General features: G+C 70.3%; 21 protein-coding genes. 10 read left to right on the plus strand and 11 right to left on the minus strand.

Going from position 1 to position 21345, the window contains the following annotated elements; genetic code table 11:
* Nucleotides 1-143: 143 nt before the first annotated feature.
* On the minus strand, nucleotides 144-1706 hold the full coding sequence (locus tag ACSYGN_RS04105) for an MFS transporter (RefSeq protein WP_460391902.1): 1563 nt from the start codon (nucleotides 1704-1706) through the stop codon (nucleotides 144-146).
* Nucleotides 1707-1952: 246 nt separating this feature from the next.
* Between ACSYGN_RS04105 and ACSYGN_RS04110 the strand changes: the two genes are divergently transcribed.
* A complete protein-coding gene (locus tag ACSYGN_RS04110) occupies nucleotides 1953-2582 on the plus strand; it encodes a TetR/AcrR family transcriptional regulator (protein ID WP_460391904.1) in 630 nt (209 codons plus the stop codon).
* Between the two features lie 90 nt (nucleotides 2583-2672).
* Here ACSYGN_RS04110 and ACSYGN_RS04115 read toward each other — a convergent pair whose 3' ends face one another.
* Complete coding sequence (locus ACSYGN_RS04115) at nucleotides 2673-3746, minus strand: alkene reductase (protein WP_460391906.1); 1074 nt, start codon at nucleotides 3744-3746, stop codon at nucleotides 2673-2675.
* A 331-nt stretch (nucleotides 3747-4077) separates the two neighbouring features.
* Here ACSYGN_RS04115 and ACSYGN_RS04120 point away from each other — a divergent pair, with 331 nt between their 5' ends.
* Nucleotides 4078-4527, plus strand: coding sequence for a MarR family winged helix-turn-helix transcriptional regulator (locus ACSYGN_RS04120; protein WP_460403215.1), 450 nt, complete (start codon nucleotides 4078-4080; stop codon nucleotides 4525-4527).
* A 255-nt stretch (nucleotides 4528-4782) separates the two neighbouring features.
* On the opposite strand, the gene ACSYGN_RS04125 is transcribed toward ACSYGN_RS04120, so the two are convergent.
* Nucleotides 4783-6048, minus strand: a complete 1266-nt coding sequence (locus tag ACSYGN_RS04125; protein ID WP_460391908.1) for an ROK family transcriptional regulator — start codon at nucleotides 6046-6048, stop codon at nucleotides 4783-4785.
* 110 nt (nucleotides 6049-6158) lie between these two features.
* Between ACSYGN_RS04125 and ACSYGN_RS04130 the strand changes: the two genes are divergently transcribed.
* The 5 genes from ACSYGN_RS04130 to ACSYGN_RS04150 all read left to right on the plus strand — a co-directional run bounded on the left by ACSYGN_RS04130 (nucleotide 6159) and on the right by ACSYGN_RS04150 (nucleotide 11320).
* Nucleotides 6159-7631, plus strand: a complete 1473-nt coding sequence (locus tag ACSYGN_RS04130; protein WP_460391910.1) for an APC family permease — start codon at nucleotides 6159-6161, stop codon at nucleotides 7629-7631.
* A gap of 65 nt (nucleotides 7632-7696) precedes the next feature.
* Entirely contained in the window at nucleotides 7697-8749 is a 1053-nt protein-coding gene (locus ACSYGN_RS04135; protein WP_460391912.1) for an ROK family protein, read from the plus strand.
* 214 nt (nucleotides 8750-8963) lie between these two features.
* Nucleotides 8964-10238, plus strand: a complete 1275-nt coding sequence (locus ACSYGN_RS04140; protein ID WP_460391914.1) for a COG4705 family protein — start codon at nucleotides 8964-8966, stop codon at nucleotides 10236-10238.
* Nucleotides 10238-10414 carry a hypothetical protein gene (locus ACSYGN_RS04145; protein WP_460391916.1) on the plus strand — a complete coding sequence of 59 codons (177 nt, stop codon included), beginning with the start codon at nucleotides 10238-10240 and terminating at the stop codon, nucleotides 10412-10414. The genes ACSYGN_RS04140 and ACSYGN_RS04145 overlap by 1 nt, the downstream gene beginning before the upstream one ends.
* Before the next feature lie 225 nt (nucleotides 10415-10639).
* The gene (locus tag ACSYGN_RS04150) at nucleotides 10640-11320 is read left to right on the plus strand and encodes a bile acid:sodium symporter family protein (protein ID WP_460391918.1); all 681 of its coding nucleotides are present in this window, start codon (nucleotides 10640-10642) and stop codon (nucleotides 11318-11320) included.
* A 184-nt stretch (nucleotides 11321-11504) separates the two neighbouring features.
* Here the strand turns inward: ACSYGN_RS04150 and ACSYGN_RS04155 are convergent, their stop codons facing one another.
* The 5 genes from ACSYGN_RS04155 to ACSYGN_RS04175 form a co-directional block, all read right to left on the minus strand.
* Entirely contained in the window at nucleotides 11505-12527 is a 1023-nt protein-coding gene (locus tag ACSYGN_RS04155; RefSeq protein WP_460391920.1) for a zinc-dependent alcohol dehydrogenase family protein, read from the minus strand.
* A gap of 80 nt (nucleotides 12528-12607) precedes the next feature.
* Nucleotides 12608-13012 carry a (R)-mandelonitrile lyase gene (locus ACSYGN_RS04160; RefSeq protein WP_460391922.1) on the minus strand — a complete coding sequence of 135 codons (405 nt, stop codon included), beginning with the start codon at nucleotides 13010-13012 and terminating at the stop codon, nucleotides 12608-12610.
* Nucleotides 13013-13117: 105 nt separating this feature from the next.
* On the minus strand, nucleotides 13118-13348 hold the full coding sequence (locus ACSYGN_RS04165) for a carboxymuconolactone decarboxylase family protein (RefSeq protein WP_460391924.1): 231 nt from the start codon (nucleotides 13346-13348) through the stop codon (nucleotides 13118-13120).
* A gap of 51 nt (nucleotides 13349-13399) precedes the next feature.
* The gene (locus ACSYGN_RS04170) at nucleotides 13400-13621 is read right to left on the minus strand and encodes a hypothetical protein (RefSeq protein WP_460391926.1); all 222 of its coding nucleotides are present in this window, start codon (nucleotides 13619-13621) and stop codon (nucleotides 13400-13402) included.
* Nucleotides 13622-13956: 335 nt separating this feature from the next.
* Entirely contained in the window at nucleotides 13957-14922 is a 966-nt protein-coding gene (locus ACSYGN_RS04175; RefSeq protein WP_460391928.1) for a pirin family protein, read from the minus strand.
* A gap of 225 nt (nucleotides 14923-15147) precedes the next feature.
* Here ACSYGN_RS04175 and ACSYGN_RS04180 point away from each other — a divergent pair, with 225 nt between their 5' ends.
* Both ACSYGN_RS04180 and ACSYGN_RS04185 read left to right on the plus strand, forming a co-directional pair.
* Nucleotides 15148-15528 carry a tetratricopeptide repeat protein gene (locus ACSYGN_RS04180; RefSeq protein ID WP_460391930.1) on the plus strand — a complete coding sequence of 127 codons (381 nt, stop codon included), beginning with the start codon at nucleotides 15148-15150 and terminating at the stop codon, nucleotides 15526-15528.
* A gap of 89 nt (nucleotides 15529-15617) precedes the next feature.
* Nucleotides 15618-16268, plus strand: a complete 651-nt coding sequence (locus tag ACSYGN_RS04185) for a peptide deformylase (RefSeq protein ID WP_460391932.1) — start codon at nucleotides 15618-15620, stop codon at nucleotides 16266-16268.
* A 52-nt stretch (nucleotides 16269-16320) separates the two neighbouring features.
* Here the strand turns inward: ACSYGN_RS04185 and ACSYGN_RS04190 are convergent, their stop codons facing one another.
* Complete coding sequence (locus ACSYGN_RS04190; RefSeq protein WP_460391934.1) at nucleotides 16321-17754, minus strand: dihydrolipoyl dehydrogenase family protein; 1434 nt, start codon at nucleotides 17752-17754, stop codon at nucleotides 16321-16323.
* 181 nt (nucleotides 17755-17935) lie between these two features.
* Between ACSYGN_RS04190 and trxA the strand changes: the two genes are divergently transcribed.
* On the plus strand, nucleotides 17936-18331 hold the full coding sequence (gene trxA / locus ACSYGN_RS04195) for a thioredoxin (protein WP_460391936.1): 396 nt from the start codon (nucleotides 17936-17938) through the stop codon (nucleotides 18329-18331).
* A gap of 115 nt (nucleotides 18332-18446) precedes the next feature.
* Here trxA and ACSYGN_RS04200 read toward each other — a convergent pair whose 3' ends face one another.
* Nucleotides 18447-19892 carry a benzaldehyde dehydrogenase gene (locus tag ACSYGN_RS04200; protein ID WP_460391938.1) on the minus strand — a complete coding sequence of 482 codons (1446 nt, stop codon included), beginning with the start codon at nucleotides 19890-19892 and terminating at the stop codon, nucleotides 18447-18449.
* Nucleotides 19893-20183: 291 nt separating this feature from the next.
* Entirely contained in the window at nucleotides 20184-21230 is a 1047-nt protein-coding gene (locus ACSYGN_RS04205) for a LacI family DNA-binding transcriptional regulator (protein WP_460403217.1), read from the minus strand.
* Between the last annotated feature and the right edge of the window lie 115 nt (nucleotides 21231-21345).

The following is a 21345-nucleotide window of genomic DNA, read 5'->3' on the forward strand; positions in this document are numbered from 1 at the left end:
CGAACCGCTGAATCTGAAACCCCGCCAACCACCCTGGCCGGCTGGTCAGCACCTCCCACACAGCGGGGAAGCGCTGGGCGAGGGTCGGCGAGCCCGACCAGTGTGAGGAGGCACCGGCCGGGCTCAACCAGGCTCGGCCCGGCTCACGTTCGCAGCCCGGCGGCTTCTGGCCGGGCCCGCGTTGCCTTGATCGTCACAGTGGCGGCGACCGCGACCGCGGTGACGATGAGCAGCCCGGTGGCCCACAGCAGGGCATTGTGCATGCCGTCGGTGAATGCGGTCCGGGCCTGCGCTGCGATCCGTTGTGCCGCGGCTTTCATGGGTGCGGGTACCTGGTCGGCCATGTGCGTGGACGCGCCGAGCGAGGCGCGGACTTTGCCGACCTTGTCGGTGGGCATCTGCGGGGGAAACACAGATGTCGGCAAGTTGTCGCGGTACACCGACTGCGTGATGCTGCCGAGCACGGCGATGCCGAGGGCGGCGCCCAACTGCCGGGCCAGGTCGTTCATGGCTGAGCCGACGCCCTGCTTGGCGGGTGGCAGCGCGTCCGTGATGGCACTGGTGGCCGGGGTCATCGCCAGGCCCATGCCCAGGCCGAGAGGCAGCAGTCCGCCCAGGAAGGGCAGGTATCCGCTGTCGGTTTCGAGTTGGGCGAGTACGCCGAACCCGCCGGCGATCAGCAGCAGACCAACGATCATGACCGGCGTCGCCCCGAGACGGGTGGCGGCTCTGGGGGCGAGCGCGCGGGCGGACGGCATCATGAAGACGGCCAGCGGAAGCGTGCTGAGGGCGGCGACCAGGGCGCTGTTGCCCCGGACGAGCTGCAAGTACTGCACGACGAGGAACACGAAGCCGAAGAAGCCGAAGAACTGCAACGTCACCGTGATGGTGCCGGCGGTGAAGCCGCGCAGCTTGAACAGCCGCGGGTCCAGCAGCGGTTCGGTTCGGGTGAGTTCCCAGCCGACGAAGCCGGCGAGGATCACGACTGCGGCGGCCAGGCCGCCGATGGTGCGGGCTGAGCCCCACCCCGCGGTGGGCGCTTCGATGATGGAGTAGACGAGCACGCCCAGGCCGACGACGGAGATGAGGGCGCCGATGATGTCCAGGTGCGGCGCGGTCGGATCGGCCGATGCCGGGATGAACCGCAGGGTGCCCAGCAGAGCGATCAGGCCGAGCACGATGTTGAGGGCGAACACCGACCGCCAGGACCAGAACTCGAGCAGGACGCCGGCGGCGAGCAGGCCGAGCATGGCGCTGGCGCCGGAGACCCCGGCCCAGGTACCGACCGCGCGAACCCGTCGCTCGGGTGGGAAGGTGCTGGTGATGGTGGACAGCGTCGCGGGCATCACAAGTGCGGCACCGATCCCGAGGATCCCCTGAACCGCGATGAGCTGACCCGGTGTGTTGACCATCATCGCGCCGCCGGCGCCGACGGCGAAGATGACCAGGCCGACGATGAGGGCGCGGCGACGGCCATAGCGATCGCCTGTCGCCCCGGCCGGCAGCAGGAGCGCGGCGAACACGAGTGCGTAGGAGTCGACGACCCATGAAATCTGGGTTTGGCCGGCGTCGAGATCCTGGGCGATCGACGGGGTCGCCAGGTTGAGCGCCGGAACCGCGGACACCACGGCGGCAAGCGCCAGCATGATGACCGGCATCACCGCGCGTCCGATGGGTCTGCGTTGTGTCGTGAGCGAGCCGCCCATGGTTGCCTCCATGCCCTTTTCAAACTTGGTGAATTGAAGGTGGCAACGTGGGCGGCTACATTTCAAACGTGATGAAATACGTCCGCCGGGGCCACCTGAGCTGTGTGGACGGCAGCCCGGACACCGCTGGGGCCGGAATCCTCACTGCGCTGCGCAGATGCCTGTCGGCCGGGCGTCGGCGGCCCGCGACGCCTGGGGCTGCCGGCGCCGGTACGGCCCCGCGGCACGCGCTGGAGCGCTGATCTGATGAAAAGCCATCGCCGTGGTCGGCGGGCCGGCAACCCGGACACCAGGGCCGAGATCCTCGCCGTGGCCCGTCGGCAGATGCTCGCCGACGGCTACCAAGGGCTTCGCATGCGAACCGTCGCGGCCGAGGCGGGGGTGGACGCGGCCTTGGTCAGCTACTACTTCGGCTCGAAGAAGGGGCTGCTCGGGGCGGCGCTGGAGCTGACTGCCAACCCGCCCGAGGCGATGCGGGCGGCCATCGCCGGGGACCTGGCCACCTTGCCGGAACGGGTGCTGCACACGCTGGTCGCCGCCTGGGACGACCCCGTGCAGGGTGAGCCGCTCCGGCTGCTGGTCAGCGCCGCCGCGCACGAGCCGGACATGGCACGCCTGTTGCGCGACGTGCTGCAGACCGAGATGGTTCGCCAGCTCGCCGACCGGTTCGGTGGCGTCGACGCCACCGCCCGGGCCGCCGCGTTCGGCACCCAGCTCGCGGGGCTGATCGTCGTCCGCTACATGCTCGCCATCGAGCCCGTCGCGTCGATGCCGGTGGACGAGTTGGTGCGATTCGCCGCCCCCGGCCTGCACTCGGCGATGCGCGGACCGGGCGGCCGATACCGACCTGCGGAGACTCCCGCGGGCCGCCGCTGACCGGTATCCGCTTGTCGGATGGCTGTGGATTCCTGTGCCTCCGGCCGGTCGAGTGGCCGGAGGCGCAGGAATCCTGCGACTGGGTGCGTGTCAGTCGAGGGTGGGGTAGTCGGTGTAGCCGGTGTGGTCGCCGCCGAAGGAGGTGGCGCGGTCAGGGGTGTTGTAGGGGCCGCCCTGGGCGAGGCGCTCGGGGAGGTCGGGGTTGGCGAGGAAGAGAGCGCCGTAGGCGATGAGGTCGGCGGTGCCGTCGTCGATGAGCGTCAGCTCATCGGGGCCGGTGGGCTCCATGCCGGTGAAGGGGTTGAGGATGAAGGTGGTGGGCCAGGCCTTGCGGAGGCGCAGGGTGAGGTCGCGGATCTCGGGGGCCTCCATCTGGTGCAGGTAGGCCAGGTCGAGGGGGGCGAGGGCTTCGACGAGGGCGGAGTAGGTGGCGTCGACGTCGGTGCGGTCGGTCTCGTGGATGTCGTTGTAGGGATTGGCCGGGGAGATGCGGAAGCCGGTCTTGTCGGGGCCGATGGCGCCGACTACGGCCCTGGCGGTCTCGACGGCGAATCGGATTCGGGCCTCCGGACTGCCGCCCCAGTGGTCGGTGCGGGTGTTGGAGTTGGGGGCGAGGAACTGGTGGATGAGATAGCCGTTGGCGCCGTGCAGTTCCACGCCGTCGAAGCCGGCCTCGACGGCGTTGCGAGCGGCGTCGGCGTAGTCGGCGATGGTGGCGAGGATCTCGTCGTGGGTGAGTTCCTTCGGGGTGACGAAGTCCTGCGGTCCGTCCTGGGTGTAGACCTGACCGGCGGCCTTGACCGGGGAGGGGCCGACGGGGGTCAGGCCCATCAGGGACGGGTGGCCGACGCGGCCGGTGTGCATCAGCTGGAGGTAGATCACACCGCCGCGCTCGTGGACGGCGTCGGTTACCTTGCGCCAGGCGGTGATCTGCTGGGCGGAGTGGATGCCGGGGGTGGCGGGATAGCCCTGGCCGATCGCGGAGGGCTGGGTGCCCTCGGTGACGATGAGGCCGGCACCGGCGCGCTGGGCGTAGTACTCGGCCATCAGCTCGGTGGGGCTGTTGCCCTCGCCGTAGGCGCGGGAGCGGGTCATCGGCGCCATCACGATGTGGTTGGCCAGGCGCTTGCCACCCAGTTCGTACGCCTCGAAGGCCTTCGACATGGTCATCATCCTTGCTTGATCGAATTGAGCCTGGCCGCGCAGGAGCGCGGCCCTGATCGCCGACAGGGGCTCCGTGCGATCAGCACTTGAGCCGTTTACTGTCCGAACAAGTAAACCCCATGAACCCATCCCCCTTGCCGCGTGATCCACGCCACAGTAGGACCTCGATGTCCGCGCCCCGTTCGACCAACAGCCATCCCAGATCGGCACACGGTAGGCTTTACTGTTCAGGCAACTGCACAGGCGACATGAGGAACCCATGAGCGAGCCGGAGACCACCGATATCCGTCGGGCGAACACAGACCGCAGCAGGGGACCGGCGGACGTGCGCATGCCGGACTCCGTGATGGCCGGCCCCGTGAATCACGCGATCCTCCGCGTCGCCCGCCTGCATCGCCTGCTGGCCGGACAGCTCCTGCGCCAGGTCGGCCTCCATCCCGGCCAGGAGCTGGTCATGATGCAGCTGTGGGATCGTGGCCCGCAGCGGCAGACCGACCTGGTCCGTCTGCTCGGCTCGGACGCCGCCACCATGACGCGCACCGTCCGGCGCCTGGAGAGTGCCGGTTTCGTCCGCCGTCTCCCCTCCCCCTCCGACAAACGCGTCACCATCGTCGAACCCACCGCGGCCAGCAATGCGTTGCGCCGCACCGTGGAACAGATCTGGATGGATCTCGAGAAGAACGTCACCGAGGGCATGACTCCGGCCCAGCAGAGCGAGGCCGTCGAGGCGCTCGCCCGCATCGAGGAGAGCCTGGCCCGCGCCACCTCTCAGGACGGCTGAGAGAGCGACCGGAAGGCGTCGAGCGGCAGGCTGCGTGCGATCAGGGGGTCCCTCAGGATCAGGCGGCCGCGACGGCCGCCGTCGAGCAACACGTGAACTTGCGCGGCGCGTTCGGCCGACGCACGGCCGCTCACTGGCCCACGTCCCTCTCGGCCAGGGGCACAGGGACGATGAACGCCGCGCTGGTCACCGTCATGCCCCAGGAAGGCGGCATCGACCAAGCGATATACCGAGGCCGATCGCCGTCGAGGGCATTCAGCCCGCATTCGCCGCGTGACGTTCGAAGACCCTTGGGCGGGCGCTGCGCAGGGCGCAGGCGATGGCGCCGAGGAGAACGGCATCGTCCCCGAGCGCGCTGGGAACAACCTCGGGGTGCAGCGGTGTCATGCGGTACAACGCCCCACGGACGGGAGGCAGCAGCAGGTCCGCGCTGCGGCCGACGCCGCCGCCGAGTACGACCAGGTCCGGGTCGAGTACCGCGGAGACCGCCGCGACCACCAGGGCCAGCCGCTCGCCCTCACGGGCCAGCACCTCCAGTGCTTCCGGGCACCCCGCCCGGGCCGCGTCGAAGACGTCCTTCGCGGTGGACGCGTCACGCAGGCCGAGCTCGTGAGCGGTGCGCACGATGGCGTCGGCCGCGACGGCATTCTCCAGTCCGCCCCGCACCTGCTTGCCCCGGGCCCCCCGTCCGGACGAGGCCGAGGGCGTGTCAGGGACGGCAAAGGGGAGGGGCAGGAAGCCGATCTCTCCGGCGGCGCCATGGGCCCCGGTGAAGAGCTCACCGTCGGCGACGACGCCCATGCCGAGTCCGGTGCCGACCAGCACGTAGACGAAGAGGCGACTGTCCTGCCCCGCGCCGAAGGCGTACTCCCCGAGCGCCGCCAGGTTGGCGTCGTTGTGGATGGACAGGTCCGGGGCACCGAGTTGCGCGCGCAGCTGCTGAATCAGTCCGGGACGGCCCCAGTCGGGCAGGTTCGAGGCGTAGCGGACCCGGCCGGACTCCGGGTCGAAGACGCCCGGCGTGCCGACGGCGGCATGCACCAGCCGGTCGTGCGCGACGTCGGCCTCCGCGAGTGCCCGTTCGGCCGCCACCGTGACGGCGTCGGCCACGGCGTCGGCGGTGGTCCCCTCATTGGGGATGTCCACGCGGGTCTGGATCTCGCCGGCCAGGTCGGCCACGGCGACGCGCAGCCGGGCCCGGCCGATGTCGACGCCGAGGACGTATCCGGCCGTCGGGTCGGACTCATAGAGCACCCCGCTACGACCCCGTTCAGGGACGATCATGCCCACCTCGCGGACCAGCCCGCCCTGTTCCAGCGAGGCCAGCGCGCTGGACACGGTCGGCTTGGACAGCCCCGTGCTGCGGGCGAGTTGGGCGCGGGTTGCAGGGCCGACGCTGCGCAGCTGTTCGAGCAGCAGCAGCTCATTGTTGCTGCGCAGGCGCTGTCGGCTCCAGGGGTGCTCGTCCACGGGCTCCTGATCCTCGATCGTCGTGCCGGAGGGGCGTTCATCGGTCCACAACGGTAGACACTCGGCGCTGCCTGATCAGCCACAGACCTTGACCAGACTAGTAAAGGAATTTAACTTTACAGCCTGGCATCACCCCCTCCGTCCCCGTAGAGGTTGCCTCCATGTCCGACACCCTCGAACCATCCGGCTTGTCAAGAAAAGTCGGCCTCTTCCAGGCGACCGCCATCAATATGAGTCAGATGTGCGGAATCGGCCCCTTCGTCACCATCCCGCTCATGGTCGCTGCCTTCGGCGGCCCTCAGGCCATGATCGGCTGGATCGCCGGCGCGATCCTCGCCCTGGCCGACGGGCTGGTCTGGGCCGAGCTCGGCGCCTCGCTGCCCGGCTCGGGCGGCACGTACGTCTATCTGCGCGAGGCGTTCCAGTACCGCTCCGGAAAGCTCATGCCGTTCCTGTTCGTATGGACGGCCATGCTCTTCATCCCGCTCATCATGTCGACCGGCGTCCAGGGCCTGGTGCAGTACCTCGGCTACCTGTGGCCGAGCATCACCACCGGCCAGGGCGACATCGTAGGCGTCGGCGTCGTCGTCGCCATCGTGCTCCTGCTGTGGCGCAAGGTCGAAAACATCGGCAAGGTCACCGTGGTGATGTGGGCGGTCATGATTCTCTCCGTCGCCGCCGTGATCCTGGCCTCGTTCACGCACTTTCACCCGTCGATGGCCTTCACCTGGCCCGACCACGCGATCCAGCTGACCCACGGCACGTTCTGGATCGGCTTCGCCTCGGGTCTGACCATCGGCATCTACGACTACCTCGGCTACAACACCTCCGCCTACCTGGGCGCCGAGGTCAAGGACCCGGGCCGGGTCATGCCGCGCTCGATCATCTGGTCCATCCTCGCGATCATGACCATCTACCTGCTGCTGCAGATCGGTGTGCTCGGCGTCGTGCACTGGCAGGACATGCTCGACCCGAACAACATCGCCTCCCAGTCGGTCGCCGCGGCCGTGCTGGAGAAGACCTTCGGCAAGACCGCCGCCGATGTCGTCACCGTGCTGATCCTTGTCACCGCCTTCGCCTCGATCTTCACCGGCCTGCTCGGAGGCTCCCGAGTCCCCTTCACCGCCGCCCGTGACAAGGTCTTCTTCCGCTCCTTCGGCAAGCTTCACCCCAAGCACCAGTTCCCTGTCCGCGGCCTGGTGGCCATGGGCCTGATCACCGCTGCCGGTTTCCTGCTCGCCCGCCACGTCGGCACCTCCGCCGCCCACCCGCCGCTGACGATCCTGATCACCCTGCTGACCACGGTCATGGTGATCATCCAAGCGCTCGCCCAGATCGCCGCCGTGACCGTGCTGCGCAAGCGGCAGCCGAACCTGGCGCGTCCGTACAAGATGCTGCTCTACCCGCTGCCCAGCGTGGTGGCCTGCATCGGCTGGCTGGTGATCTACGGCTACGCGGACAAGGCCAACAAGGGCATCCACCCCATCGAGTGGTCCATCGGCTGGGTCGTACTCGGCGTCGTCGCCTACCTGATCTGGTCCCGCGTGGAGAAGGTCTGGCCTTTCGGCGAGAAGGAGATCCACGAGCAGTACCTCGCCGAGCAGGCGAACGAACCCGCCCGCTCCACCTCCTGAACCATTCCGACCAGCGGGTCCGGCCTCTCCCGACCGGCCGGACCCGCACACGAGGAACACCCCTGATGCGTGAAGACCGGACGCCGCTCCCCCACTCCTCCGACCGTCCCAGTCCCGACGCACCCGGTGACGGCCCTGGCTGCACCGTCATCGGCATCGACTTCGGCGGCACCAAGACCGAACTCGCCCTCGCCGACGCGCACGGCACCGTCCTGTCCCGCGTCCGCCTGGACACTCTGGCCCAGCACGGACCCGACCAGATCCTCGCCCGGACCGGCGAAGCCGCCCGGCGCCTGGCCCGCGAGGCCGACGAGCGGTTCGGCGTCCCGGTCACCGCCCACGCGGCCGTCGCGCCGGGCATCGTCCAGCCCGACCGCATCCTTCTCACCCCCAACCTGCCGGGCTGGGAGCGGCTGGCCCTGTCCACCCGGCTCGCAGAGGAACTCGGCACTCCGGAGCTCGGCACGCCGGAGGTCGGCACGCCGGAGGTCGCCGTCGCCAACGACGTCCGCGCCGGAGCACTCGCGGAACTGCGCTTCGGCGCGCTGCGCGACGCGGACCCAGGTCTCTACATCAGTCTCGGCACCGGCATCGCCGCAGCGCTCACCGTCGGCGGGCGGGTCGTCGCAGGCGCCCACCAGGCGGCCGGCGAGATCGCCTACATCAACCCCGGCGGCGCCCCGCTGGACGCGGTCGCGGCGGGGCATGCCCCGCTGGAGGAACTCGTCGGCGGCAAGAGCCTCGGCGATCGTGCACAGGAACTGCTCGGCACGCCGATCGGCGCAGCCGGCCTCTTCCGCAGCACCGATCCGGCGGCGCGCGACCTCGCCGAACATACGCTCACCGTCCTCGCAGGCACCCTTGCCAATCTGTCGGCTCTCGTCGACCCCGCCCGGATCGTCATCGGAGGGGGCATGATGGCCGCCGCGGATGTGATCCTTCCGGCGCTGGAACGCCTGCTCGCCGGCGCTACAGTCTTCGCACCGGAGCTGCGGGCCGCCCACTTCCGCAAGGACGCCTCCCTCCACGGCGCGATCGCCCTCGCCCTGGACAGCCTGCGAGTACCGCCGGAGACCGCACAGTCCCGTCCCACCACACCTGTCGAAGCCCGTCGATAATCCCCTCCCAGCTCACAGGCACCCCGAGCGCCGCCGGCACCTCGCGGCAACAGGCACGGGTCGGGGCCGGCCGTGGCAAAGCGTCCCGCTGCGTCCGCGGAGTCGCAGTCCATGCGATCGCGGACGGTCACGGTCGCGTCGAGCTGACCTTCCCCCCGCCAGAGGCGATTGCGTAGTCAGGATGTGTGCAGGTTCCCCGCGCAAACCTGTCCGCATGGCAACGACAACTGAGGCACGCCCGCGCAGCGGGCGGCTCATGCTCAACAAGGTCCCCGAGGTCACCATCTGGTTCTGGGTGATCAAGATCCTGTGCACGACCGTCGGTGAGAGTTTCGCCGACTGGATCAACATGAAGCTGGGCGTCGGCCTGGTGAACACGGCATGGATCTTCACCGCGGTGTTCGTGGTGGTCCTGGGCATCCAGTTGCGGCTGAAGCGGTACGTCCCGTTCCCGTACTGGCTGACCGTGGTCGTTGTCAGTGTCACGGGCACGCTGTACACCGACATCCTGACCGACCAGCTCAACGTACCGCTGTGGATCAGCTCCGCAGTGTTCTCGGTCCTGCTCGCCGTGGTCTTCGGCGTGTGGTGGCTGCGCGAACGCACCCTCTCGATCCACTCGGTCACGACGGGGTCGCGTGAGTCGTTCTACTGGCTCACCGTTCTCGTCACCTTCGCGCTCGGCACCGCGACCGGCGACTGGACCCTGGAGCTCACCGGCTGGACCCCGGGAGTTTCAGTGCTGCTGCCGCTCGGCCTCATCGCGGCGATCACGCTGTTGTCGAAGTTCGGGGCGAACCCGGTGCTGTCCTTCTGGCTCGCCTACATCCTGACCCGCCCGCTGGGCGCCAACATCGGCGACTGGCTCGCCTCCCCGAAGGTCGCGCAGAACCCGGGCGACCCGACCGGCCTTGCGCTGGGCACCTTCACCACCAGCCTGATCTTCCTCGGCCTGATCCTGGCGACTGTCGTCTACCTGACGGTGACGCGCTCCGACGTGACCGAGACCTACGACGCTACGCATACAGAGCGGATCACCGCCGACCCGCGCAGGGAGCGCATCGCACTGGCGGCCTTCGGCCTCCTCGCCGTCGCCACCGGGGTCCTGCTGGTCTGGGCGCACGGCCGGCCGCACGTCGGCCCGGCACCGGAGACCGACGCCACCTCCACCGTTCAACTCGCCCCTGGCCAGGCCGTGAAGAACTTCCCGTCCACGAAGGTCGACGCGCTGAGGGCACTCGCATCGACCTCGCTCAAGGACGCACAGTCGGGGAACGCGACCGGGGCCCACACAGCTGCCCAGTCGCTGCGAGACCTCTGGGATGCCGACCAAGCCTCGTTGCAGCCGCTGGACAACACCGGCTGGACGTTCATAGACGCCCAGATGGACCACGTCCTGAAGACCTTCGGCATCGACCATGCGAACCCGCCCATGTCGCCGACCCGGCAGGAGGCCGAACTCAACACCCTCCTCGCAGATCTGCGCTGATGGACCTGATCGGCGGCGACTCCCATGAGGCCGCCGCCGATCACGCTCTCACGGTGCACGGGATCAGTGACGCAATGGTCGTCTACGCGCCCACCTTCGACCAGGTGCTGCGCGAACTGCTGCGCCTCACCGACGCGCGCACGGTGCCGGCGTACAACCATCATCACCACGGCTGACGGGAGTGCTCACACCGACCGTCTGAGGGCGGACCGCAGTCCGGCCGTGCCCGCGGGAACCTGAACGCCTCCTGACCGCGCCGCGGGGCGACGCGCCCCGCTCGTCCCGTACGGGGATCATGCCGCCATGCACACTCATGCGGCGCGCAAGGCCCTGAACACGGCCATCACCGTCATACCGGCGCTTGGTCCCGGCCCAGCCCCTCAGGACCGAAGAGCGCCGTCATGACCACCCCGGCCGTTGCCCGTTCCGCCACTGCCGCCAAGCGCGCGACCCACTGGCTGCGGCGGCGCCTCGGACGGGCCGTCGTCGTCTCCTACCTCGCTGCGCTGCTGCTGCCCGGGCCGGGCCTCTGGTTACGTCACCCGCACGCATTGCCCCGCACCGGCCTGACCCTGCACACCGCCTCGCTGCTGCTCGGCCTGCTGTTGTTCTCGGCCGGGCTCCAGGTCCCCGTACACGCGCTGGGGCAACTGCTGCGGCGCCCGCGAGCTCTGCTCACGGGACTGACGCTGCACGTCGCGGCCCCGTTGCTGATCATCCCGGCGGTGGCGTTCCTGCTGCAGCACTCACCCGACTCGGACCGCGGCAGCGGTCTGCTCACCGCGATGATCCTGATCGTGGCGATGCCGGTGGCGGCCGGGGCGACGGTGTGGACCGGCAAGGGCCACGGCGACCAGCCGACCATGGTGGGCCTCGTGATCGTCTCCACTCTGGTCAGCCCGCTCACGGTCCCGGCTGTCGTGGGCCTGCTGACGCCGCTGCTCAGCACCGGTTACGCGCACGTTCTGGGCGCCGCCGGGCCCTCCGTGGACGGCGGTTTCGCGTTCACCGGTGTGGTGCTGCCGTGCTCGGCTCGACGGCCTGCCCGAGCCGCATCATGCCGGTACCGGATCCGCTGGTGAGAGTGCGGGTGTAGCCGTCGATCACCCACTGCAGTCCACCGGCAGACCACCAGTGCGCGGATCTGCCACCCGGCCAGGCATGCCGAGCCGACGTACAGACGTAAGGGACGCAAGAGCGGGCCGCGCCGGTCGGCAGCGTGCGCGGCCCGCATGGCGACCGCCAGGCGCAGCCCTTGCGCTTGGGTCAGGGGCGCAGCAGGGCCTTGATGGCGCGGCGTTCGTCCATGGCCTTGTAGCCCTCGGCAGCCTGCTCCAGCGGCAGGGTCAGGTCGAAGACCTTGCCCGGGTTGATCCGGCCGTCGAGCACGCGCTCGATCAGGTCGGGCAGGTAGGCGCGAACGGGGGCCGGGCCGCCGCGCAGAGCGACGTGGGAGTAGAACAACTGCTCGCCGTCGATCTCCACACCGTGGGGGACGCCGACGAAGCCGATGTTGCCGCCGGGACGTGTGGACTGCAGCGCCTGCTGCATCGACTGTGGTGTACCGACACACTCCAGCACGGCGTCCGCGCCGATGCCGCCGGTCATCTCCTTGATGCGGGACACGCCCTCCTCCCCGCGCTCGGCGACTATGTCGGTCGCGCCGAACTCGGTCGCCAGCTTCTGCCGGGGCTCGTGCCGGGACATGGCGATGATGCGTTCCGCGCCGAGTTCCCTGGCGGCAATGACCGCGGACAGACCCACCGCGCCGTCACCGACCACCGCGACGGTGGAGCCGGGCCCGACCTCGGCGGCGACGGCGGCGTACCAGCCGGTGCCCATGACGTCGGAGCAGGCCAGCAGGTCGGCGATGTGCTCCTCGCCGGGCCGGCCGGGGGTGGCGACCAGGGTGCCGTCGGCGAGCGGGATGCGGACGTACTCGGCCTGGCAGCCGCCGGCGCCGACGAACTCGCGGTGCAGGCAGTTGCTCTGGTAGCCGTTACGGCAGTTCGGGCAGGTGTTGTCGGAGGCGAAGAACGAGCCGATGACGAACTGGCCCGGCTTGATCTTCGACACGTCGCTGCCGACCTCTTCGACGATGCCGACGTACTCGTGCCCGATCGGTGTGGGCTGGGCGACCGGGTTGATCCCCCGGTAGTCCCACAGGTCCGAGCCGCAGACACAGGTGGCGACCGTACGTATCACCGCGTCGGTCGGGTTGATGATCTCCGGGGTGGCACGCTCCTCGACGCGCACGTCGCCAGGAGCGTGGATGACTGCACCGCGCATGGGAATGGCTTCTTTCCTCAGTGATGGGGGTGTGCGGACCGGGCCGCAGGCCGGTGGGGAGTGGTTCGTGTGCTCGGGGGTCAGGCGCGGCGGGTGCTGCGGCGCGGGCCGCCGTACTCCTCGTCGGTGACGTGGTGCCGCCAGTCGACCTCGTCGGTCTCCCACAGGGCGATGTGGGTCATGAAGTGGTCCGGGGCGGCGCCGTGCCAGTGCTCCTCGCCCGGCGGGGTCCAGATCACGTCCCCGGGGTGGGCTTCGAGGATCTCCCCGCCGCGGGACTGGATGAGGGCGATGCCCTCCACGATGTAGAGCGTCTGGCCCACGCCGTGCGAGTGCCAGGCGGTGCGGGCGCAGGGAGAGAAGCGGACCGCGTTCGCGCGGGCCCGGGAGGGCTCCTCACCCCGGTAGATGACATCGGCCCACGCATCGCCGGTGAACCATTCGGCAGGCAGCTTCAATGTCGGCTGCTTCTTCAGAAGCTCCATGTTCGTTCTCTCCGTGCTGGGTGTGCTGTAGCGCGCGGACGGTCAGGCCGTCGGCTGGCGCTTCGGTTCGGTCGGGGACAGGGACAGGGACGGGGACGGGAGGAATCAGGACCCGGAGCTCTCGGCCTCATCGACGATCGTCTGCAGCTGGGTGACGGCACTCATCGCGTTGGGCCATCCGGCGTAGAAGGCCAGGTGGGTCAGCGCCTCGGCCAGCTCCTCCTTGGTCAGCCCGTTGGCCAGAGCTGTCCTGAGGTGGTAGCCGATCTGCTCGGTGCGATACAGCGCGGCCAGCGCCGTGACCGTGATCAAAAGCGGATCATGAGGCGGATGCACGGCCGAGCCGGGTTCCCCCTGCTCCGTCACCGGATCCTCCTCCGAGGATCACTACGCAGATGACGAATCGTCGGAGGCGGGAAGAAGTAGGCGGGGATCGATGTCCGTCACGCTGTCCGCATAGTCCAGCCGGGTGGCCGCCGACATGAGGCGGTCGTACTCGTCCTGGCGAAGCATGAGCCGGAACGAGTTGATGGTGTTGACGAGGTAGTCGACCGCGATCTCCGCCTCGTCGTTCGAGACGAGGTCACGGACCGAATCAAGGGCCCGCACGGTAACCTCCCGAGCTGAGCCTCGTTGCTCCAGAGATTCGACCACCGCGCGAATGATGTCATCCGCGGAACTGCCCATGAGCCGCCCGATTCCTCTGTGCTTGCGATGAGAACGGGGCCCGTCTTTCATCAGCGCACGCAGGCACCCACGGCGCGCACTACAGGATTCACCTCGCCCCCGGCGCGCACCGAAGGCGCACTGGACTGCGACCAGGACTCAGGGGCCGTCTCGAACGCGGGGCTGGGCCGGAGGACGGGGTGGACGTCCTGGTTCGGGCAGGGGCGGACGCAGTGCAGGCACCGTCTTCCCCTTCGCGCCACAGGTATTTCCGCAGGTCAGCGGACCCTCCCCCGCGGCTTCAGCCGTGTTGCCGGCAGTTCCGGTGCCGGTAGGGGGTCTCCGTCGTACCCCTTCACCTCTCCGAATCTCGACCCTTCGATCCAGTCCCGGCGCGCCTGCACGATCTCTTCCTGCGACCGGCCGATCCAGTTCCAAAACATGATCAGCTCCTCCTCGAACGGCTCGCCGCCCAGCAGCATCAGGCCGGCCTCCGATTCGGCGCGCAGCGGGAGTTCGGTGCGGCCGCAGCCGAGGTAGAGCATCGAGCCGGGCAGTACCGGCACTCCGTCGACCTGGGCCTCGCCGGACATGGACAGCACCGCGTACTCGAAGTCCGGCTCCAGGGGCAGGCGCAGGTCCGCGCCGGGGGCCAGGGCCAGGTCGGCGCCGACGATCGGGGTGTATGTCGTGCCGGGCGAGGCGGCGCCGTCGATGCTGCCGAGGATCATGGTGGCCGTCAGGCCCGGTGCCGTCAGGACCGGCAGTTCGGCGTGGTGCTCGAAGCGCGGGTCGGTGTGACGGTGGCTGTCGGGGAGGGCGACCCACAGCTGCGCACCGTGCAGGAAGCGAGCGTGCGGCCTGGGGCTCTCCTCGGAGTGACTGATTCCCCGGCCGGAGGTCATCAGGCCCAGTTCACGCGGGCGGACGGTCTGGAGGCTGCCGATGGAGTCGCGGTGCAGCACCTCGCCGTCGTGCAGCCAGCTCACCGTCTGGAGACCCATGTGCGGGTGCGGCGGCACCTGCATTCCGGGCTCGTCGGCGATGTCGTCGGGGCCGTAGTGATCGACGAAGCACCAGGCGCCGACCATACGGCGGCCCAGATTGGGCAGCAGCCTGCGGACCTCGGTGGACTCACCGAGTTGCACGCGGCGCGGGCTGAGGAGTTCACGCACCGGCTCCGCCACCACAAAGCCGCGGCCGCCGCACACCGCGGGAACCGCCTCGCGATCAAGATTGCTCATGCCGCCCAAAGTAGCCCTGTCGGACGGAATCCGTCACTCGGTCGCGTCCGGGCATCTTCATGCCTTTCGATGCCGTCGAGCAACTCGACCGAGTCGACCGACTCGATGGACTCGGTTCAGTCGATTCAGCCGACTCAGCCGACTCAGCCGACTCACCCCAGTAGTGGAATATTCAATCATTCGGTTTCGTTGGCGCGCCATGGAAGACGTCGAGAGGAGGTCCTCATGAGCATCATCGGCACCGACAGCACCGCGACGAACCACACCGCGTACTACGACCACGGCACCCCCGCCGAGCGCTGGGAGCGGGCGCAGCTCTACTTCCGGTCCCGGGACTACGCCGGAGCCGCTCGGGTGCTCGCCGGGCTGGTCGAGGAGGTTCCGGAGCAGACCGGGCCGCGGCTGCTGCTCGCCCGCGCCTACTACCACTCCGCGCAGCTGCAACGCGCCGAGGCCGAGCTGCGGGTGCTGGTGGAGCGTGACCCGGTGGAGCACTACGCCCGGCTGATGCTGGGCCGCACGCTCCAGCGCCAGGGGCGGTACGCCGAGGCCGAGTCTCACCTGCGGATCGCTTCGGCGCTCGACGGTGATTTCGGGGCGGCCTGAGCGGCAAGGACGCCCCCTCCGCCGCAAGGGCGCCCTGCGGCGTCCTCAAGTCCGAGGCGTTGCGGGGCCGCCCATGGCATCCTGGCCCGATGGCAACTCAGCGTGATCATGCACCCCTGGCCGAGCGCGTCGAGGAACTCCTCGCCACCGGTGGTCCGTTGGCCATCGTCACGGCCGGTCACCCGGTACTGCGGCGTGACGCCGAGCCCTTCGACGGGCAGCTGGAGCCCGGGCTGCTGGCCCGTTTCCTGGACGCGATGCGCGCCACCATGCACGCGGCCCCCGGGGTGGGGCTGGCCGCTCCGCAGGTCGGCGTGCCGTTGCGGCTCGCGGTCGTGGAGGACCCGGCGCCGGTGCCGGAGGAGGTACGGCTGGCGCGCGGCAGGGTGCCGCTGCCGTACCGGGTCCTGGTCAATCCGTCGTACGAGCCCGCCGGGCCGGAGCGTGCCGCCTTCTACGAGGGGTGTCTCAGCGTGCCGGGCTATCAGGCCGTGGTGGCGCGGCACGCCGAGGTGCGGCTGACCTGGCAGGACGAACGGGGGCGCGCGCTGGACGAGGTACTCACCGGCTGGCCCGCCCGGATCGTGCAGCACGAGACGGACCATCTCGACGGCGTGCTCTGTCTCGACCGTGCCGAGCCGCGGTCACTGGCGTCGAACGAGGCCATGGCGCTGCGCTGGTCCCAGGCGACGCCCGAGGCGGCGGCGCGGGAGCTCGGTTTCGAGCTGCCCGCCCCGTGACCCGTGATCCGACGTCACTTTCCGTGCAGGAAACGTCAGTTGTCGAGAAACGTCAGTTGTCCCGGTAGGCCTCCAGCAGCCGCAGCCAGATCTCACTGATCGTCGGGAACGACGGGACCGCGTGCCACAGCCTGTCGACCGGCACCTCGGCGGCGACGGCGATGGTCGCCGAGTGGATCAGCTCGCTCACGCCGGGGCCGACGAAGGTGACGCCGAGCAGGGTCTCGGTGTCCAGGTCGACGACCATGCGGGCGCGGCCCCGGTAGCCGTCGGCGTACAGGTCCGCGCCCGCCACGGACGACATCTCTACGTCGACCGCGCGCACCCGCCGTCCGGCCTGCTCGGCCTCGGCCAGGGAGAGGCCGACGGCGGCCGCCTCCGGGTCGGTGAAGACGACCTGCGGTACGGCGGACCGGTCGGCGGTGGCGGAGTGCGCGCCCCAGGCGTCGGTTTCCAGAATGGGGGTGCTCGCGGCGCGGGCGGCGATCACGGCGCCCGCGATGCGGGCCTGGTACTTGCCCTGGTGGGTGAGCAGGGCGCGGTGGTTGACGTCTCCGACGGCGTAGAGCCAGTCGGTGCCGGTGACGCGCAGGGTGTCGTCGACGGACAGCCAGGAGCCGGGCTCCAGACCGACGGTCTCCAGGCCGATGTCGTCGGTGTGCGGGACGCGGCCGGTGGCGAAGAGGATCTCGTCGCCCTTGATACGGTCGCCGCCGTCGGTGACGGCCACGACGGTCCCGTTCTCGCGGGTGACGGACTCGACGGAGGTGCCGGTGCGGACGTCCGCGCCCGCCTCCGTGAGGGCCTCGGCGACCAGTTCGCCGGCGAAGGGCTCCATGCGCTGGAGCAGGCCCTTGCCTCGGACGAGGACGGTGACCTCGGAGCCGAGGGCACGGTATGCGGTGGCCATCTCGGTGGCGACCACTCCCCCGCCCACCACGATCAGCCGGCCCGGCACGGACTGCGCGCTGGTGGCGTTGCGGCTGGTCCAGGGTTTGACCTCGGCGAGGCCCGGCATGTGGGGCAGGGCGGCGCGGGTGCCGGTGCAGACGGCGACGGCGTGCCGGGCGGTGAGGACGTGCCGCTCGCCCTCGGGGCCGGTGACCGTGACCGTGCGGGCGCCGGTGAGACGGCCGTGGCCGCGATAGAGGTCGGCGCCGATGCCGTCCAGCCAGCCGACCGCGCCGTCGTCGTGCCAGTCGGAGGTCTCGTAGTTGCGGTGGGCGAGGACTGCGGCGGTGTCGAGCGGGCCCTGGACCGCCTGGCGCAGTCCGGGCACGCGGCGGGCGTCGGCACGGGCGATGGCGGGGCGCAGCAGTGCCTTGCTGGGGATGCACGCCCAGTACGAGCACTCGCCGCCGACCAGTTCACTCTCCACGACCGCGGTGGAGAGTCCGGCCGCCCGGGTGCGGTCCGCGACGTTCTCCCCCACGGGTCCGGCACCGAGTACCACGACGTCGTACGCGCTGGTTTCCGTTTCCGTCATGGGGTCAGTCTGCTGGGTGGTGTGCGCGGGGGCCACATGGGTATGCGCGCCGCAGGGTCGGTGGCAGGTCCGTGGTGCGCGTGCGGAATACCGGTGCGGGTGGCCGTGTTGTGCGGACCGCCTCACCCTGGCATGGGTGCGACCCGACATGGGGCGACATGAGAGACGAGGGAACTGTGTCATGACCAGCACCGTGGAGCTGACCAAGGAGAACTTCGACCGGACGGTCAAGGAGAACGACTTCGTCCTGATCGACTTCTGGGCGTCCTGGTGCGGACCGTGCCGGATGTTCGCCCCCGTCTACGAGAAGGCCGCGCAGGAGAACAAGGACCTGGTGTTCGGCAAGGTGGACACCGAGGCGCAGCCGGAGCTGGCCGCGGCCTTCGGCATCCAGTCGATCCCGACGCTGATGATCGTCCGGGAGCGGGTCGCGGTGTACGCCCAGCCGGGGGCACTGCCCGAGGCCGCCCTCACGGACGTCATCGCGCAGGCCCGGAAGCTGGATATGGATGAGGTCCGCAGGTCCGTCGAGGCGGAGCAGGCCAAGCTCGCCGAGCAGGGCAAGGACGGCGAGTAGGCCAGACTCGCCGAGCAGGCCGAGGCGGCGAGTAAGCCGTGGCGGCGAGTCGGCCGACGGCGGCGCGGACGGACGGTGCGGACCCCGATGCGCCTCTAGAACGGGTACGCAGCCACTAGAACGGGTACGTCGCCACGTCGCCCCGCACCGTCGTCCACCGCAGGTCGGTGAAGGCCTCCACGTTGGCCTCGCCGCCGAAGCGGGCGCCGGTGCCGGAGGCGGCGATCCCGCCGAAGGGGGCTACGGCCTCGTCGTTCACCGTCTGGTCGTTGATGTGCACGATCCCGGTGGGGATCCGCTCGGCGAGGTCCAGTCCCCGAGCGGTGTCCCGGGTGACGATGCCGAGGGAGAGCCCGTAGGGGCTGTCGGCGGCGAGGGCGACGGCCTCGTCGACGGTGTCGAAGGGCCGTACGGGGGCCACCGGGCCGAAGACCTCCTCCGTGTACGCCGGGCTGGCGTCGTCGACGTCGGCCAGGACCGTCGGCCGGTAGAAGAGGCCTTCGTGCGTGCCGCCCGCCGCGAGCCGGGCGCCGTTGGCCGTGCTGGCTTCCACCAGGCCGTGCACCTTGGCGAGTTGGGCCGCGTCGATGATGGGGCCGAGGTGGACCTGTGCGCGGTGCGGGTCGCCGACGGCGAGGGAGTCGGCGCGTGCGGCGAGGCGTTCGACGTACTCGTCGTAGCGGGACCGGTGGACGAGGTGGCGGCCGGTCGTCATGCAGATCTGGCCCTGGTGGAAGAAGGAGCCCCAGGCGGCCGTGGAGATCACGGCGTCGAGGTCGGCGTCCTCCAGGACGACCATGGCGGAGTTGCCGCCGAGTTCGAGGTGGGCTCGCTTGAGGTGGCGTCCGGCGGCCTCGCCGACCGCGCGGCCCGCGGTGGTGGAGCCGGTGAAGGAGATCACCGGGACCAGCGGGTCGGCGACCAGGGCCTGCCCGATGTCGGCGCCGCCGGGCAGGACGTGCAGCAGTCCCTCGGGCAGGCCCGCCTCGGCGAACACCGCCGCGAGGGACAGTCCGCCGCAGACCGCGGTGCGCGGGTCGGGCTTCAGCACGACCGCGTTGCCCAGCGCGAGGGCGGGGGCGACGGAGCGGATCGACAGGATCAGCGGGGCGTTGAACGGCGAGATCACACCGACGACACCGACCGGGACCCGGCGGGTGTACGACAGCCGGGGCGCCTCGGTGGGCAGCACCTGGCCCGTGGGGCGGGAGGCGATGGCGGCGGCCTCGTAGCACTCCTGGGCGGCGACATGCAGTTCGAAGTCCGCCTTGCCGGGTATGGAGCCGGACTCGCGGACGATCCACTCCCGCAGTTCGTCGGCGTGCGCGGTGAAGAGGTCACCGGCTTTACGCAGCACGGCCGCGCGCACGAAGTGCGGGGTGCGGGCCCACTCGCGCTGCGCGGCGCGGGCGGCCCCGGTGGCCGTGGCGACGTCCTCGGCCGCGGCGAGGGCGACGCTGCCCAGCGCCTCGCCGATGGCGGGTTCGGTGACGGTGTACTCAGGGCCCGACAGGGGGCGGGAGTAGCCCGACTGCCAGGTCTTGGTCTCGAGCAACGACATGACCAATGCGCTCCGTTCGATCACCGCGGGTCCTTGCGACGGCAGCCGGTCCGGCCGGCCGCCGCGTGACGGGATACGGCGATCCGCGGCAGACGTAGGAGCCGCATCCGGTGGTCGAACGCATCCCGGTCGAACGCATCCCGTCTGATGAGCGTGCAGCATCTTAGTCATGATCGTAGTCATGATCGAGCGGAAACGCGCAGCCTGTTGCGCTCTGTCCCGGCGCAACTCAAAGCCAGAAGGGCAGAGTTCGAAGCCCAACCCGTCAACTTATGTCGTTTCCGAGTCCGTTCAGCTTGATTCCCGGTGCACCACCGCGGAGTCGAGCACCCGGTAGCTCTCGGGCGCGGCACCGGGGTCGCGGACCACGCGGTCGACCAGTTCGGCGAGTTCGCGGCCGGAGGGCACCTCCAGATGGACGGTGCTGAGCCGGGGGCGCAGCAGTCGGCCGAGCGTCAGGTCGTCGGCGCCGATGACGGCGGTGTCCTCGGGGACGCGGACCCCGTCGTCCTGGAGGGCACGCATCAGCAGCATGGCGTACTCGTCGTTGAACGCGAACACCCCGTCGAGGCCGAGTTCCCGGCGGCGGGCCGCGAGCCGCGCCGCGGACTCCTCGTCGTAGGCGAGGGGCAGTTCGGTCAGGGTGGCGTCGGTGCCCAGCAGGGCGCGCCGGGCACCGGCCAGCCGGGGCCGGGAGAAGATCTCCATGCCGGGTTCCTCGGGGACGACCACACCGAGGCGGCGCCGCCCGCGGGCGTAGAGGTGGCCGACGGCGCGGTGGCCGACGGCCTCGTGGTCCATGAGGAGGGTGTGGGCACCCTCCAGGCGTTCGGGCCCCAGGGTGACGACGGCACGGGCGCCGGAGCGCTTGAGCACGGCCACGCCCTCCGCACCGAGTCCGGGACCGGGCACGATCACGGCGACGGGCCGCAGTTCGGCCCAGGCACGGGCGGCGTCGTCGCCGCGCAGTCCGTGGGTGCCGTAGTGGACGACGGTGTAGTCGAGGCGGCCCAGTGCCCACTGGAGGTCGCTGATGAACTGGCTGTAGAGGGGACCGGCCGGGACGCCGGGGGCGGGCAGCAGCACCATACGGCTGTGTCCGGCGCGCAGGCTGCGGGCGGCCGCGTGAGGCACGTACCCCAGTTCCTTGGCGGCCTGGTGGACGCGGCGCCGGGTGGGCTCGCTGATCCGTACGGCGCTGGTGTTGTTGAGGACGTAGGAGACGGTCGCGCGCGAGACGCCGGCCAGGCGGGCCACGTCGGCGCTCGTGGGCACGGAGCGCTGCGCTGGCGTCGAGGCGGCGGATGTATTCGGTATCTGCACCATGACGTACGGCATCTTGGCAGAAGCGGTGGCTGCGCAGTGCGGCGGGGCAACGGTCGTCACAAGAACTGCATGGGGGGGGTGGGCGGAAGCCGGTGGGCCGGGAGGGGTGTTTCGCCCCCGCCGCCCC

The organism is Streptomyces sp. YIM S03343, assembly GCF_054729195.1.

Bases quoted from the DNA above. Each gene is read 5' to 3' on its own strand.
- ACSYGN_RS04105 (WP_460391902.1), bottom strand. From the start codon at position 1,706: ATGGGCGGCTCGCTCACGACACAACGCAGACCCATCGGACGCGCGGTG.
- ACSYGN_RS04110 (WP_460391904.1), top strand. From the start codon at position 1,953: ATGAAAAGCCATCGCCGTGGTCGGCGGGCCGGCAACCCGGACACCAGG.
- ACSYGN_RS04115 (WP_460391906.1), bottom strand. From the start codon at position 3,746: ATGTCGAAGGCCTTCGAGGCGTACGAACTGGGTGGCAAGCGCCTGGCC.
- ACSYGN_RS04120 (WP_460403215.1), top strand. From the start codon at position 4,078: ATGCCGGACTCCGTGATGGCCGGCCCCGTGAATCACGCGATCCTCCGC.
- ACSYGN_RS04130 (WP_460391910.1), top strand. From the start codon at position 6,159: ATGTCCGACACCCTCGAACCATCCGGCTTGTCAAGAAAAGTCGGCCTC.
- ACSYGN_RS04135 (WP_460391912.1), top strand. From the start codon at position 7,697: ATGCGTGAAGACCGGACGCCGCTCCCCCACTCCTCCGACCGTCCCAGT.
- ACSYGN_RS04140 (WP_460391914.1), top strand. From the start codon at position 8,964: ATGGCAACGACAACTGAGGCACGCCCGCGCAGCGGGCGGCTCATGCTC.
- ACSYGN_RS04145 (WP_460391916.1), top strand. From the start codon at position 10,238: ATGGACCTGATCGGCGGCGACTCCCATGAGGCCGCCGCCGATCACGCT.
- ACSYGN_RS04150 (WP_460391918.1), top strand. From the start codon at position 10,640: ATGACCACCCCGGCCGTTGCCCGTTCCGCCACTGCCGCCAAGCGCGCG.
- ACSYGN_RS04155 (WP_460391920.1), bottom strand. From the start codon at position 12,527: ATGCGCGGTGCAGTCATCCACGCTCCTGGCGACGTGCGCGTCGAGGAG.
- ACSYGN_RS04160 (WP_460391922.1), bottom strand. From the start codon at position 13,012: ATGGAGCTTCTGAAGAAGCAGCCGACATTGAAGCTGCCTGCCGAATGG.
- ACSYGN_RS04175 (WP_460391928.1), bottom strand. From the start codon at position 14,922: ATGAGCAATCTTGATCGCGAGGCGGTTCCCGCGGTGTGCGGCGGCCGC.
- ACSYGN_RS04180 (WP_460391930.1), top strand. From the start codon at position 15,148: ATGAGCATCATCGGCACCGACAGCACCGCGACGAACCACACCGCGTAC.
- ACSYGN_RS04185 (WP_460391932.1), top strand. From the start codon at position 15,618: ATGGCAACTCAGCGTGATCATGCACCCCTGGCCGAGCGCGTCGAGGAA.
- ACSYGN_RS04190 (WP_460391934.1), bottom strand. From the start codon at position 17,754: ATGACGGAAACGGAAACCAGCGCGTACGACGTCGTGGTACTCGGTGCC.
- trxA (WP_460391936.1), top strand. From the start codon at position 17,936: ATGACCAGCACCGTGGAGCTGACCAAGGAGAACTTCGACCGGACGGTC.
- ACSYGN_RS04200 (WP_460391938.1), bottom strand. From the start codon at position 19,892: ATGTCGTTGCTCGAGACCAAGACCTGGCAGTCGGGCTACTCCCGCCCC.
- ACSYGN_RS04205 (WP_460403217.1), bottom strand. From the start codon at position 21,230: ATGCCGTACGTCATGGTGCAGATACCGAATACATCCGCCGCCTCGACG.